Raw genomic sequence first — 14,549 nt, 5'->3', positions numbered from 1 at the left:
GTCTGACAGCGCCGAACGTGAGGCGTCATGCCTGCACGTTATAGCTCGACTCCGGCGATGCTGCGCACTGCACCGTGCCCGTCGAACGCGAGCTGACTGAACGCGACCTTCTCGATGAAGAAGCGGTCGTGGCTGACAAGCACCACGGCACCGGGGAATGCCGCCAACGCGCGTTCGAGCACCTGCGTACTGGCAAGGTCCAGATGGTTCGTCGGCTCGTCGAGGACGATGACGCCGGCGCCGTAGAGAAGGCACTGGGCCAGTGCTACTCGCGCTCGTTGGCCACCGGACAGCGCGCCGATGCGTTGCTTCTGGTCGAGCTCGGAGAACTGCAGCAGTGCGAGGAATCTGGCGACGTCCTTGCGGGTCGCGGTGAGCGCGAGGCTGTACGGCATCGCGTTGATGGAGTGTGTCACGGTGTCGTCGAGGTCCAGGTCCGCGAGCACCTTGTTGTAGTGGATGAAGGGGTGGGACTTCGACTTCCACTTCACGGTTCCCGAATCGGACGGTTCGACCCCGGTGAGGGCATCGACGAGCGTCGACTTCCCGCACCCGTTGGGGCCGGTGATCGCGATGCGGTCGCCGCGATGGATCTCGAACGACAGCCCCTCGAACAATGTGCGATCGCCGAACCGCTTCGTCAGACCCTCCACGACGCACAGGTCGTCGTGGACGTGAAGTTTGCCGTAGATCGAGGTGATGACCTGATCGACCGGCCGTGGATTCTTCGCCTTCTTGATGTTGGCCAGTCTGCGTTTGAGCACGCCGCTGGGATTCTTGATCGCTTCCTTGCGATCGGTGATGGCATCCTGTTCGTACGCGAGAAGTTGCTGCTCGTTCGAGAATTCCTTCTCGAGGTTCTTCAGACGGAACTGCTTCTGCTGTACGTAATCCGAGTAGCTACCGTCGTAGGACTGCAGCCGATTGTTCTCGATCTCGACGATCGTGGTCACGACCTGCTCCAGGAAATGCCGGTCGTGCGAGACGAGCAGGAGTGCTCCGCGGAAATCGCGGAGCCAGCGCTCGAGCCAGGCGATACCTTCGGCATCGAGGAAGTTGGTGGGCTCGTCGAGAAGGAGGACGTCGGGCGCCTCGAGGATGATGCGCGCCAGTGCCGCACGATTGCGCCACCCACCGGACAGCTTGTCGACGGGCAGTTCCCGACGCTCGGCGTCGAAGCCCAACATCGACAGTGCGGTGTCGATCTGTTGGTGATACGTCCACCCGCCGCCCGTTTCCATCTGCTCGAGCAGCTCGGCCTGTCTGTCGACCAGTCGGTACATCTCCTTCTCGTCGATGTCACCGCCGAGTGCGGCCTCGACCTCGCCCAGTTCTGCCTCCACGGCCCTGATCTCGCCGAACAGTGATTCCAGTTCGACGGTGATGCTGCGGTCTCCGTCGAGTTCGGAGAACTGGGAGAAGTAGCCGATCCGTGCGCCCTCGGTGACATCGACGGTGCCCGCGTCCGCCGACGTTCTGCCCAGAAGGAGTTGCAGCAGAGTTGTCTTGCCGGACCCGTTCCGGCCGATCAGTCCGACCCGGTCGCCGTCCGTGAGCTTGAAGAACACGTCCCGCAGGATGACCCTCTGCTCGTATCCGGCGGTGACGTCGTTCATGCGAATCCAGCTCATCGCGGTGACGCTACTGGACCGGCATCGGTGTTCCCGACCACTGCGGGAGAGCGGGCCTCAGCGGCCGTTGCCGTTCCCGTTCCCGTTGCCGCCCCCATTGCCGTTGCCACCCGAGTTGCCGTTCCCGTTGCCGTTACCGCCGGAGTTGCCGTTCCCACCCGAGTTGCCGTTGCCGTTGCCGTTGTTGCGCGGCGGCACGGGGGGAACATCGACCACGACGGGAGGTGCGACGACGGGAGCGTCGAACACGGTCTCATTCGTGGTGGGCGCCTCGACGACCGGTGCAGGGATTTCGACTACGGGTGCGAGCACCGGTGTCTCGACGGGTGCGGTGGTTGCCGGCGAGGTCGACTCGGCGACGGGAACGGCAGTGTCGCCCACCTCCACGTCGTCGCCGGACGTTCCCCACACCAGAGCGGCCGCGATGATCACCGCAGCGGCGCCGGCGGACACCCACGGGAGCAGCGAACGTCGTGGTCGTTCGGGAAGACCGGGCAGCGGTTCCGGTGGCGGAAGAGGGGTGCGGAGAATCGAGGTGTCCTGCGTGGTGGCGGCAAGGGCCCGGAACTGTCGGGCGACCTCGACCGCCGACGGCCGATCCGCCGGACGACGTGCCGTCATCCGAGTCATGATCGAGTGCCAGCCGGATCCGAGGTGTGTCGGAACCACCGGGTCTCTCTGCAGCCGTGCCAGGGCCGACGCGAGGGACCCGCCGCCGAACACCATCACGCCGGTGATGCACTCGATGAGTACGAGGCCGAGGGAGTAGATGTCGGATTCCGGACCCGTCTGGGCGCCGGTGGCCTGCTCGGGACTGAGGTATTGCGCGGTACCGACCGCCGTTCCGTGCTCGGTCAGTGGGTCCGACTCGATGACGCGAGCGATCCCGAAGTCCGTCAGCTTCGTCCACCGCTCAGTGTCCCGGTCGGCACGGTAGGTCATGAGGACGTTGGCGGGCTTGACGTCCCGGTGAACGACACCCGCGTCATGGATGTATGCGAGCGCCTCCGCGAGTTCGTACCCGATCCGCGCGGTCACACCGGGCGAGATCGCCTGACCGGCGCGGAACGTCCCGAGGGTAGGTCCGTCGACGAGTTCCATCACCAGGAAAGGGCCGCTGTATCCGTCGACATCAGCGACTGCGCCGGCGTCGAACAAGGTGACCAATCCGGGGTGTGACAACCGTGCCAGCGTGCGCATCTCGGCGTCGATGCGGCGCCGGTCGTGCGGAATCAGGTCGTCGTGGCGGAAGACCTTGACGGCGACAGTGCGCCCGAGCATGAGGTCGACGGCCTCGTAGACGTCCGCGACGCCTCCGCGCCCCAGCACGGAACCCAGCTGGTACCGACCGGCGACGAGCGATCGCGAATCCTCTCGCATCATCGTCACCCACTCCATTTTTGGTATCCCGAGCCTTTTCCGGCGCCCGACAGCAATGGTGATCGTAACGTCGCGACCATTCATACCCTCGACGAGCCGAGCGGAAACGGACGGCGTGGCTCCCGATCCACGACGAGCCACCGTCGGTGTTGTTAATGTCCTTCGAATGTTCGTGCCGTTCAGCGTCACCGATTTCCTCGACCGCGCAGCCACCGTCTACGGCGATCGGATCGGCGTCGTCGACGACCCGTCGCAACCCGCACCGAGCCAGGGTTCCCTGACGTACTCGCAGGTCGCGGACCTTGCGTCCCGGCAGGCCGCCCGGCTGGACGAGCTCGGTATCGGCGTCGGGGAACGCATCGCCGTCGTCAGCCACAACTCGAGCCGACTCCTCACGTCCTTCTACGGCGTGAGCGGGTGGGGCCGCGTCCTGGTGCCGATCAATTTCCGGTTACGGCCGGACGAGGTCCGGTACATCATCGAGGACTCGGGTGCGCGTGTGCTCTACATCGATCCGGAGCTCGCGGACGAACTCGCCGACGTCGAGTGCGAGCACAAGTTCGTGCTCGGAGACGACGCGGATCTGTACGCCGCTCCGGGCGCCGTTCCGGTGAGCTGGGATCCCGACGAGTCCGCGACGGCAGCCATCAACTACACGTCGGGGACCACGGCCCGGCCCAAGGGTGTGCAGATCACGCATCGCAATATCTGGGTCAACGCCGTGACGTTCGGGCTGCACGCGGCCGCGGGGGACCGTGACGTCTATCTGCACACCTTGCCGATGTTCCATGCGAACGGGTGGGGCCAACCGTTCGCGATGACCGGTGTCGGCGCGCAGCACATCGTGCTGCGCAAGATCGACGGCGCAGAGATACTCCGCCGAGTCCGCGATCACGGGGTGACCGTGATGTGCGCGGCTCCCGCCGTGGCTGCGGCGGTGCTCGACGCCGCGCGGACGTGGGAGGGGGAGATCCCCGGACGGGACACCGTACGCATCATCATGGCCGGTGCGCCGCCTCCGACCAAGACCGTGGCGAGAGTCGAACGCGAACTCGGATGGGAGTTCATCCAGATCTACGGGCTCACCGAGACGTCCCCGTTGCTGACCTTCAACCGGACGCGGGCGGAGTGGGACGACCTCGATCCCGAGGACAGGGCCGCCAAGCTGACGCGTGCGGGAGCGCCGGCACTGGGGGTCCGCCTGTCGGTGGACGACGCCGCGGAGGGCGCCGGGGAAGTACTGGCTCGCTCCAACGTGGTGATGGAGGGTTACTGGGGTCGGCCGGAGGAGAGCGCCGCGGCCCTGGCCGACGGCTGGTTCCACACCGGTGACGGCGGCGACATCGGTGAGGACGGCTATCTGACCATCGCCGATCGCAAGAAGGACGTCATCATCACCGGGGGAGAGAACGTCTCGTCCATCGAGGTGGAGGACTGCTTGTTCTCGCACCCCGCGGTGTCGGAAGTAGCGGTCATCGGTGTCCCCAGCGAGAAGTGGGGGGAGACGATCAAGGCTCTCGTGGTGCCGGCGCCCGACTCGGCGGTGACAGAGGGGGAGCTGATCGCCTGGTGCAAGGAACGGCTGGCCGGATACAAGGCGCCGACGACGGTCGAGTTCCGAGAAGAGTTGGCCCGCACCGCCACCGGCAAGCTCCAGAAGTTCAAGCTTCGTCAGGCGTACTGGGACGGGTACGGCCGCGCCGTCAACTGACGCCCCTCCCGTGTCTACGCTCACCGCATGCGATTCGACGAATACCGCGGCCACGATGCGACCGGTCTCGCAGACCTGGTCCGTTCGGGCGAGGTGACGTCGGCCGAGCTGGTCGACGTCGCCATCGCACGGGCCGAGGAGGTCGACCCTGCGCTCGGCGCCTTGGTGAACCGTCAGTTCGACGATGCACGGGCGCGCGCCCGCGGGACCCTCGCGGGACCGATGGCCGGAATTCCTTTCCTGCTCAAGGACCTCTACCAAGCGCAGGCCGGGATCGTGGAGACGTGCGGGTCGCGATCCCTCGCGTCGTCGGTACCGACGGAAACGGACACGGTCGTGCAGCGATGGCTCGACGCCGGTGTGGTCGTGATCGGCCGCACCACTGTTCCGGAGTTCGGCTCGAAAGGCGTGACGGAACCCGATCTGCACGGACCGGCGCGCAACCCGTGGGCGCTGGACCGCAGTCCCGGCGGTTCCTCCGGTGGTGCGGCCGCAGCGGTCTCTGCCGGCATCGTTCCTGTCGCCGGAGCGAGCGACGGAGGCGGGTCCATCCGCATTCCGGCCGCGTACTGCGGACTCTTCGGACTGAAGCCCGGGCGAGGAGTCGTTCCGTCGGGTCCCCGTTCCGGTGAACCGCTGTTCGGGGCGGCGGTCACGGGTGTGCTGACACGATCCGTGCGAGATTCGGCGGCCTTCCTCGACGTCATGCGCGGTTCGGATCCGAGCGCGCCCTACGAGTTCGCCGCCCCCGGCAGCTCGTACGCCGAGTCGCTCTCGGTGACGAGCCGAACCCTGCGTATCGGAGTGCACACGGGGTCCGCACTGAACTCGACTCCGAACCCCGAGGTCGTCGCGGCCGTGAACGCCACGCGCGACCTGCTCACCGACATGGGGCACGTCGTCGAGGAAGCTCGGCCCGCCTCAGACGAGGAGCAACTGGCCCGGGATTTTCTTACTCCGTGGTTCGTCCACGTCGCGGCGGAGGTCGCCCGCCACACCCGCACGGGTCGCCCGTCGCGGTCGGATTTCGAGCTGGACACGCTGGTGCTTGCAGAGATCGGCCGGGCGACGTCGGCCGTGGACTACGACGCGGCGATCGGGCGATGGCACGACCACGTCCGTGCGCTGGGCACGTTCCATCAGCACTACGACCTGTTCCTGACGCCCACCACGGCTGAGCCCGCGCCTCTGATCGGAGCGTTCGACACTCCGTTCGCCGAGCGCCTGGGGGCTCGCGCGGGGCTGGCCCTGCGTCTCGGTCCTGTTCTCGGCCGGCTCGGTGTCGTTCAGGACGCCGTGATGCGCAGTCTGTCCGCCGTGCCCTACACGCAGCTGGCCAACGTCACCGGGCGTCCGGCGATGAGTGTTCCGTCGGCATGGACGCCGGAGGGTCTGCCCGTCGGAGTCCAGTTCGTGGCGGCTCCGGGCGGTGAGTCGACACTTCTGCAACTCGCGCGTGACCTCGAGGAGGCGCGGCCGTGGTTCGCGACGGTGCCCTTTATCTGACGGCGCCGACGTTGCCATCCGGTCTCGATTTCGTGATCGAGTACGAACAACGGCTCGAACTGTGGTGACATTATCGAGTGACCGATGCTCCGGGGAGGTCCAGAGCGGTGCCCGACGTGGACGAACGCGTGCGGTACGCCGTTCTGCTGGCACGGATCGCGCACCGCGACGAGGCGGCCCTCGCCGATCTCATCCTGATGACGCATCATCTCCTTTTCGCGGCAGTCGTCCGGGTACTCGGCGATCACGCGCGCTCGGAGGAAGCAGTCCAGGAGACCTACGTCCAGATCTGGGACACCGCGGCTCTCTTCGATGCCGATCGGGGGTCGCCGCACGCCTGGATGTCCACCCTGGCTCGACGACGCGCGATCGATCGAGTCCGCTCGGACACCTCGTCGTCGAAGCGTGACACCGCCTATCACGCGGCCCAGTACCACCGTGACCACGACGAGGTCTTCGAGTCGGTCATGACATCGCTGGATGCCGACACCGTCGCCCGGGAACTGGTCGAGTTGACGGCGTTGCAGCGTGTCGCGATCGAGTTGATCTACTTCTCCGGTCTGTCGTACACCGAGGCCGGACTACGCCTCGGGGTACCGAAGGCCACGGTGAAGACGCGGGTGCGGGACGGGATCCAGAAGCTACGCGTGCACATGGCGCCCGCGAGCACGTAGATCCCGAGCCCTCCTCGGTTCACCAGTCGATCCGGCCTTCGCGGTTGACGAACCTGCCGGTCGGGCTTCCCGGTCCTTCCGTGGCGAGGGCGACGACCGCGTCCGTTCCCTCCTCCACGGTCTGGGGCCCGTGGTGTCCGTTCAGGTCGGTGCCGGTATATCCGGGATCCACCGCGTTGATCCGAACAGAGGGAACGGCCTTGGCGTATTGCGTCGTCAGCATGGTCAGCGCGGCCTTCGACGAGGCATACAGCGGAGCGAGCACCTGCGATTCCGCGCGGTCGGGGTCGTGGGTCGCGGACAGCGACCCCATCTCGCTGCTCACGTTGACGATGACGGGGTCGTTCGAGCGAGCCAGAAGCGGAAGGAACGCGGTGGTCGTGCGGATCACGCCGAAGACGTTGACCTCGTAGACGTCACGGGCGTCGGCGGCACCCAGCGAGCCGACGTCGCCGAGCGTGCCCATGATGCCGGCGTTGTTGACGAGAACATCCAGCGCACCCTCGTGCTCGAGGATGTCGGCGGCTGCTGCAGCGACCGAATCGTCGTCGGAGACGTCGATCTGTACGAAACGGACTCCGAGTGACTCCGCGGCCGCCGTGCCCCGTTCGCGGTCACGTGCGCCGAGGAGGACGGTGTGGCCGGCGTCGACGAGGCGGCGTGCGGTCTCGAAGCCGAGACCTTTGTTGGCTCCGGTGATCAAGGTGATTGTCATGACGCCATCGTGCGTGCTCCGAACGAGCACATCCAGGGACGGCGTGACGGTAGGACTACCGGTACCACCCACCGGTATCGCGACGGCGGCACAATGGAACCGTGACCGACCGCCAGGACGACCTTGCTTCCACTCTGCGGGTTTGGCGCGATCGGCTGTCACCGGCGTCGGTCGGTCTTCCCGTCGGGCGGGTCCGTCGCGCGTCCGGCCTCCGGCGTGAGGAACTCGCGGACCTCGCCGGTATCTCGGTGGACTACGTCGTCCGCCTCGAGCAAGGCCGCGCCACGACGCCGTCGGCGCAGGTCCTGGGATCACTGGCGCGTGCGCTACGGCTCACGACGGGGGAGCGGGACCACCTCTTCCGGCTGGCAGGACAGATCCCGCCCGCCGACAACATCGTGTCGGATCACATTCCGCCGGGTGTGCAGCGGGTGGTGTCCCGCCTCGGCGATGCCGCCGTCGCGGTGTTCGCCGCGGACTGGCGTCTGATCTGGTGGAACAAGCCCTGGGCCGCGGCGATCGGGGATCCGTCCGCTATCGCACCGGCACGACGCAATTTCGCCCTCGACAGCTTCTCGCAGGATCCGACAGCTCTACATCTGTCGCGGTGGCCGGTCACGACGATGGACGGTTCGGAGGGTGTGAAGGCGGCGGTCGTGTCGGACCTACGATTCGCGACAGGTCGATTCCCCGGTGACGTGCGACTGAGAAGTCTGATCCGTCTGTTGGAAACGGAGAGTCCGGAGTTCGCCGAGTTGTGGTCGCGCGGTGCGGTCGGTGCACATCGCGAGGCGCACAAGGTCATTCACCACCCGTCGGTGGGGCCGATCACGGTGGACTGCGATGTGCTCACCGACGGCGACGCTCATCTGAAGATCGTCGTCATGACGGCCGCTCCGGACAGCGAGGACGAGACCAAGTTACGTCTCGCCGCCGTCACGGTGCCACAGGACGATTACGTGGATCATCCACCGTCGATGGCATCGGACAGCAGTTCGACGTAACGGCGATGTGCCGGAACGGATCTCGGTGAGGCGAGGATCCCGATGGCGAGAGTGTCGCCGAGACCGAAGACGGTATGCGTGAGCCCGGTGGTCGGCCCCAACCCCGCGAACGCTGTCATGAAGAGCGACCGCGTGCCCGCGACGGTCAGATCGTTCGGACCGCACCGTACGCTCGAGACGACCGTGTGTGCCGCAGCCTGCGTCCGCGGCGACGACATACGCCGGATGCCCTGTCGCAGAACGGCAGCGGGGAGGTGGTCGGCGACTCGAACGGAGTCGAGTACCGCCTGGTGCGTCGCCCGCACACGCTCCTCGGCCAGGCGTTTCGCGATGGCGAGGTTCTGGCTCGACCGGTCGTCGGAGGCGGGGAACAGGTCGACGTTCGCCGAGGCCAACCTGTTGACACCCGAGAATTCGACGTCGTCGGGAAGGGCGACGGAGACGTGTGCCCCCAGGTCGTCGGGAACGTCGTGCCCCTGTTCGCGGAGAAAGGCGGCCATCGCGCGGGCAATCGCGCTGATCGAGGCGGTGGTCACGGACACCCGTGCGTCCGCGCCGGTCGTCGTGGACGAGGAGACTCTGGTGACCTGGGACAGCGACCGGACCAGCACGTATCCGACCCTGTCGGGTCCCGGGTCGTCGTTGAACATCGTGACGCTGCGCGGGGCGGGGTGACGGACGATCAGGCCCGCGTCGACGTCGCGGCGTAGATCGCGGCTCGATTTGATACTTCGGCGAACAGCACGCGCCGCTCCGACGATCTGACCGGGTAGGCGGAGCAGCCCGGCCGCTGCGGCGACGTGTGGTGAGACGGCCTGCCGAACCGCCGGCGTCGGGAGGTCGTCCGCGACGGAGTCGTCACCGAGCAGCGCCCGGGTGATCGCCACCGCTCCGGACCCGTCGGTCACGCAATGAGCCAGTTGTACGACCACGATGGTGGCAGGACCTGTCGACGACGGCACATCGAGAACGTCGGGCAGGACGTGGACACGCCAGGACGTGCGCTGTGTGTCGACCGGAGTCGCGAGGACGGCCCCGAGGGCCCTCGGCGCGTCGGTCCAGGACAGACCGCGGTTCGCATGCACCACGATGTCGTCGCGCATCGGCGCCTCGCGCGCGGTCCACGACGGGTAGTCGAGGTTCAGCGTCGGAACCGACAGTCGCACTCGCAGTGCGGCGATCGCGTCGGCCCGGTCCTCGATCGCGGACACCAGCGTCTCCGTACGCAGGCCGGTGGAGCCGTGGTCGAGCGCCGTGGTGATGTAGTGATCGGTCGTACTACCCGGGCGGGACTGGTAGTGGAACGCTGCGTCCTTGGGGTCGAGCCGTGTCGTTGCCATCGATCGTCGACCCTAACCGCTGAACTACCCGGCCGCGTCGTCTCTGCGCAGTCGCGACGGCGGGGCAGTGGTGGAGCGGGACACCAGGGTCGGGGTGAGGACCGTGTTCGACGCCTGATCACCCGCCGCCAGTGCCAACGCCGCGTCCACGGCTGCTCCGGCGAGCCGTCTCGCATCCTGGGAGACGGTCGTCAGGGCGACGTGGGACAGTCCTGCCACGCGCGAGTCGTCGTAGCCGATCACGGAGACGTCGCCCGGCACGGTGAGTCCCCGTGCGACCAGTGCGCTCAATACGCCTGTGGCACAACGGTCGTTGAACGCGATGACGGCGGTAGGTGGATCGGCGCGAGACATCAGCGAGTCCAGGGCGCGCGCGCCGTCGTCCTCGCTGAGACCGCCGCGCACGATCGTCGCGGGCCCCTGATCCAGCCGGGACATACTGCGCCGGAATCCGGTCGATCGGTCGTCGCTGCCGGGTGCGCCGTCGCCGTCGACGAAGGCGATGCGGCAGTGACCGAGTTCGATCAGGTGATCCACCGCCAGAATCATGCCCGCGGTGTCGTCCGCGCGCACCGTGGTCACCCCCGGTGAGTCGACACGCCTCGCGACGACGACTGTGGGAGTGCGCGCCGAGATCAGCTCCAACTCCTCGTCGTCGAGGCGACTGCCGATCAGAATGGTTGCCTCGCACCGCTCGTGGCGCAGTGAACTCAGGGCGGACGTTTCGTCCCGGCTGGGTGCGACCGCGCTGATCATGACGTCGAAACCTCGTTCGGCCGCGGCTGCGTACACGTGCTCGACGAGATCGCCGTGGAAGGGCTGCTGAAGCTCGAAGACGACACCGAGCAATCGTGAGCTGGCCTGACGGAGTTTGCTGGCGCGACGATCCCGCACGTATCCGAGGCTGTCCGCGACGTCCTTGATGCGTGCCCGGGTGGCGGCACTCGCACCAGGTGCGTCGCGGAAGACGATGGACACCAACGCCGTGGACACGCCTGCCGCGCGAGCGACGTCGGCCATCGTGGCCGGGCGGTCGACGCGATTCGGTCCGGGCGAGCTCGGGGGTGCCACGGACGCATCATAGCGGGGTCTTGACGGTGTCGTCTAGAACGTTCTAGCATCGCCGAACAGGAACACTAGAACGTACTAGTAGGAGTGAAGACATGGCGGTCCATACCCCCGGCCCCGTCCGGGTGGCAGTACTCGGCGCGGGAAGGATCGGCGCGAACCACGCCGAGATCGTGGCGCGACGCGTCCCCGGTGCGGAACTCCGCGCCATCGCCGATCCGGTGCCCGGAGCCGCCGAGCGACTGGCGGACGAGCTCGGCGTGGACGTCGTCTCGACCGACATCTCCGCCACGCTCCGGCGCGACGACATCGACGCCGTCGTGATCGCTGCGCCCGCTCGCAGCCACACCGACCTGGTGGTCGAGGCCGCGGAGGCAGGCAAGAACATTTTCGTCGAGAAGCCGATGGCTGTGACGCTCCAGGACGCCGATCGTGCGATCGCCGCCGCCGAGTCGGCGGGTGTCGTCCTGCAGGTGGGGTTCAACCGTCGCTTCGCCCCGGGGTTCGCGGCGGCTCGCGCTGCGGTCGACGAGGGCCGCATCGGTACCCCGCAGCTGCTCCGGTCTCTGACGAGGGATCCGGGCCCCTTCGGCGGCGATCCTGACCGGACACCGCCGTGGACCATCTTCCTCGAGACCTTGATCCACGATTTCGACACGCTGTGCTTCCTCAACCCCGGTGCAGCGCCGATCCGCGTGCACGCCATGGCGGATGCGCTGATTCGTCCCGACGCACGCAGCTCGGGATTCCTCGACACAGCCGTCGTCACCATCGCGTTCGAGGGAGGAGCGTTGGCGACGGCGGAGGCCAGCTTCTCCGCTCTGTACGGCTACGACGTCCGCGGTGAGGTGTTCGGCTCGGCAGGCATGATCACGGCCGGCAGCGCTGCATCGACGGACATGGTGCTGTACGCGGCCGACGGCATGTCCGTCGACACGGCGCGGCGCGACACCGACCTGCTCCGCTCGGCGTACATCGGCGAGTTCACCTCCTTCGTCGACGCCATCCGGTCGAACACTGCGGCGGTCGTCGGCGGCCACGACGCGCGAGTCGCGCTGTCGATCGCTCTCGCGGCGATCCGGAGTGTCGAGACCGGCGCTCCCGTCGACCTGGCCGACATCGATGTCGTGGGTGCGCGGTGACGTACACGTTGGCCGCGAGCGCCGAAATGCTGTATCTGGAACTGCCGTTCGTCGACCGTGTCCGCAGAATTGCCGACCGCGGTCTCGCTGTGGAGATCTGGAACTGGGCCACGAAGGACATCGACGACCTGCGGGCGACCGGGGCGACCTTCTCGTCGATGACCGGATACCTCCGAGGCAGTCTGACCGATCCGGACGGCATCGAGGAGTTGATCGACACCGCGGAGGAATCGCTGCGGGTGGCCGACCGCCTGGACTGTCCGCGGCTCAATCTCCACGGCACCGGCTTGGATCCGAACGGGCTGCCCGTGCACCCGGTGCACACCGTCACTCCCGACATGTGGCTCACGGCAGCCGACACCTTGCGACGGGTGGCAGCACTCGGCGAGCGCGCCGGACGCGTGTTCACGTTGGAGAACCTCAACACCGCCGTCGACCATCCCGGAACCCCGTTCGCGACCGCGGCCGACACCCTCACTCTCGTTCGTGCGGTGGACAATCCGTTCCTTCGCATGAATCTTGACCTCTACCATGCCCAGATCGGCGAGGGGAATCTCATCGAGACAGTGACGACGTCGCTTCCGTTCATCGGCGAGATCCAGGTTGCCGACGTGCCCGGCCGGTGCGAGCCGGGCACGGGTGAGATCGCCTATCCGGTGATCGCCCGCGCGCTCCGGAACATCGGGTACGACGGAGTCATCGGACTCGAGGGGTGGGCGCGAGCAGACTCCGACGAGGCGCTGTCGGCGTTCGAATCTGCGTTCGCACTGGGTGACTGAGCGTCAGGTGAGGTCCTTGATGTCGATCTTGTAGTACGCGATCTTGCGGTACAGAGTTGCTCGGCTCATACCCAGACGTGCTGCCGCCGCACTCATCGTGGTCCTGCCGGACGACAGCACGCGGACGATCTCGCCGTGTTCGAAGGCCTCGATGGTGGTCAGTCTTCTGCTCGGGCCGACCAGCAGCTCCGGCGGGAGGATCGATACATCGACCACGTCGGAGCGCGACACCGCCTCGGCGACGACCGCGCGGAGTTCTGCTGCTCCGGCCGGCCAGTGATAGTTCTGCAAGGCCCGCTCGGCCGCGGCGGTCATGCGCACCTCGCGTCCGCGTGCGGTGACTGCGAACTCGCGGGCGAGAGGGAGGATGTCCTCGGGCCGATCGGACAACGGTGCCAGCGGCGCCACGGATGTCACGACCGAGGCGAGCGCGCGCGGAACATCCTGCAGCCGTTCCACTGTCACGGCAAACGGCATACGGGGTCCGCGGGGTGAGAGCATCAGGTCGGCCAATCGTCCTGCCGCGAACTCCGGGAGCGTGTCGACGTCGCGCAGGATGACGACGGTGTCGGTGCGGTCGGCTTCGAAGGACCAGAGATCGAGCCACGTCTCGACGTCGTCGGGTGTCGGTGCCGACGCGCAGAGGATGCGATGGCGCGGGAATGCCCGCCGCGCCGCGTGTGTGAGCACCGTGGACCGTCCGGATCCGGGATGTCCCACCGCCGCGACGGGCGACCCCGACGCCATGGCTGCGTAGGCATCGGCCTCGGTCCGCGCCCAGCTCTCGCCCAGTCGGACACCCGCTCCAGTGGAGCCGTGCCGGACGCGGAAGAGGTTGCGGCGTACCGGTTGTCGTGCGCGGTGACCCGACGACCGTGCGAGCATCGACGTGGAGATGGTGCTCGCCGCCGACCGTGCCAGGGTCAGAAGCAGGTCGCTCGAGGTTCCCGACCACGTCGTGAGATTGACGGCACCCTGCAGACGCCCCGACGTCGGATCCAGGACCGGGGCGGCGGCACAGGTGAATCCCGTGAGGCTGTGGGAGTAGTGCTGATCGGCCCTGACGAGGGTGGGTGCCAGATCGGCGAGGGCGAGACCGAGGCCGTTGGTCCCGACCTCACGCTCGGAGTAACCGAAACCCGGTGCGAGGTGAACGGCGTCCAGCGCGCGGAGCAAGGCGTGATCCCCGCTGACTCGCGTGAGGACCAGCCCGTCCGCGTCCGTCAGCATCAATCCGACGGGTTCGGACGTCAGGGTCCGCAGCAGGTCGGCCAGCACGTCGTCGCCGCATTCGTGGAACAGCGACTCGTGCTTCTCGGTGCCGGCGAACACCGGTTCGACAGTGTCGAGGGGAATGCCGTATCGCTCGCTGCGAAGCCAGGACGCGCGCAGTCGCGGCGTCACCGACGCCACCGGTCGGCGATCTCCGTCGGGGAGCTGATGCGGCACGGATGTCCTTCAGGTCGTCTGCTGTTGTGATCCAGGTTACATCCCGTCGGAGTTCACGCCTGTCTCAGATTGAGACGCCGGACGCCACGAGGACGAGCGGTGCGCGCCCTACCGTCGAACTCATTGGCAGTGACGACAGTCACACGACGA

The 14,549-nt window shown here is 67.3% G+C and carries 12 protein-coding genes; 6 read left to right on the top strand and 6 right to left on the bottom strand.

What is annotated here, in order from left to right:
• Nucleotides 1-38 precede the first annotated feature (38 nt).
• Both ASG64_RS03140 and ASG64_RS22190 read right to left on the bottom strand, forming a co-directional pair.
• The gene (locus ASG64_RS03140; RefSeq protein WP_056069956.1) at nt 39-1,631 is read right to left on the bottom strand and encodes an ABC-F family ATP-binding cassette domain-containing protein; all 1,593 of its coding nucleotides are present in this window, start codon (nt 1,629-1,631) and stop codon (nt 39-41) included.
• A 57-nt stretch (nt 1,632-1,688) separates the two neighbouring features.
• Nucleotides 1,689-3,014, bottom strand: a complete 1,326-nt coding sequence (locus tag ASG64_RS22190) for a serine/threonine-protein kinase (protein ID WP_268793324.1) — start codon at nt 3,012-3,014, stop codon at nt 1,689-1,691.
• Nucleotides 3,015-3,177: 163 nt separating this feature from the next.
• Here ASG64_RS22190 and ASG64_RS03130 point away from each other — a divergent pair, with 163 nt between their 5' ends.
• From ASG64_RS03130 to ASG64_RS03120, 3 genes are all read left to right on the top strand, one after another.
• Nucleotides 3,178-4,722, top strand: a complete 1,545-nt coding sequence (locus tag ASG64_RS03130) for an AMP-binding protein (RefSeq protein WP_056069951.1) — start codon at nt 3,178-3,180, stop codon at nt 4,720-4,722.
• A 27-nt stretch (nt 4,723-4,749) separates the two neighbouring features.
• Nucleotides 4,750-6,228, top strand: coding sequence for an amidase (locus ASG64_RS03125; RefSeq protein ID WP_056069947.1), 1,479 nt, complete (start codon nt 4,750-4,752; stop codon nt 6,226-6,228).
• Nucleotides 6,229-6,335: 107 nt separating this feature from the next.
• Complete coding sequence (locus ASG64_RS03120) at nt 6,336-6,902, top strand: sigma-70 family RNA polymerase sigma factor (protein WP_056069944.1); 567 nt, start codon at nt 6,336-6,338, stop codon at nt 6,900-6,902.
• A gap of 19 nt (nt 6,903-6,921) precedes the next feature.
• Here ASG64_RS03120 and ASG64_RS03115 read toward each other — a convergent pair whose 3' ends face one another.
• Entirely contained in the window at nt 6,922-7,617 is a 696-nt protein-coding gene (locus ASG64_RS03115) for an SDR family NAD(P)-dependent oxidoreductase (protein WP_056072566.1), read from the bottom strand.
• A 101-nt stretch (nt 7,618-7,718) separates the two neighbouring features.
• Between ASG64_RS03115 and ASG64_RS03110 the strand changes: the two genes are divergently transcribed.
• Nucleotides 7,719-8,621, top strand: coding sequence for a helix-turn-helix transcriptional regulator (locus tag ASG64_RS03110; RefSeq protein WP_056069941.1), 903 nt, complete (start codon nt 7,719-7,721; stop codon nt 8,619-8,621).
• Here ASG64_RS03110 and ASG64_RS03105 read toward each other — a convergent pair.
• Complete coding sequence (locus tag ASG64_RS03105) at nt 8,582-9,961, bottom strand: WS/DGAT domain-containing protein (protein WP_056069938.1); 1,380 nt, start codon at nt 9,959-9,961, stop codon at nt 8,582-8,584. The two genes, ASG64_RS03110 and ASG64_RS03105, sit on opposite strands and share 40 nt — an antisense overlap.
• A 24-nt stretch (nt 9,962-9,985) precedes the next feature.
• Entirely contained in the window at nt 9,986-10,981 is a 996-nt protein-coding gene (locus tag ASG64_RS03100) for a LacI family DNA-binding transcriptional regulator (RefSeq protein ID WP_056069935.1), read from the bottom strand.
• 143 nt (nt 10,982-11,124) lie between these two features.
• Here ASG64_RS03100 and ASG64_RS03095 point away from each other — a divergent pair, with 143 nt between their 5' ends.
• Complete coding sequence (locus ASG64_RS03095; protein ID WP_056069932.1) at nt 11,125-12,171, top strand: Gfo/Idh/MocA family oxidoreductase; 1,047 nt, start codon at nt 11,125-11,127, stop codon at nt 12,169-12,171.
• 26 nt (nt 12,172-12,197) lie between these two features.
• On the top strand, nt 12,198-12,950 hold the full coding sequence (locus ASG64_RS03090) for a TIM barrel protein (RefSeq protein WP_056072563.1): 753 nt from the start codon (nt 12,198-12,200) through the stop codon (nt 12,948-12,950).
• 3 nt (nt 12,951-12,953) lie between these two features.
• Here ASG64_RS03090 and ASG64_RS03085 read toward each other — a convergent pair whose 3' ends face one another.
• Nucleotides 12,954-14,399, bottom strand: coding sequence for a helix-turn-helix domain-containing protein (locus ASG64_RS03085; protein ID WP_056069928.1), 1,446 nt, complete (start codon nt 14,397-14,399; stop codon nt 12,954-12,956).
• Nucleotides 14,400-14,549 lie beyond the last annotated feature (150 nt).

The organism is Rhodococcus sp. Leaf247, from assembly GCF_001426185.1.
Lineage (GTDB): Bacteria > Actinomycetota > Actinomycetes > Mycobacteriales > Mycobacteriaceae > Rhodococcoides.
Note: the sequence above shows the minus strand (reverse complement) of the source record. Positions and strands in the feature narration are given on the sequence as shown.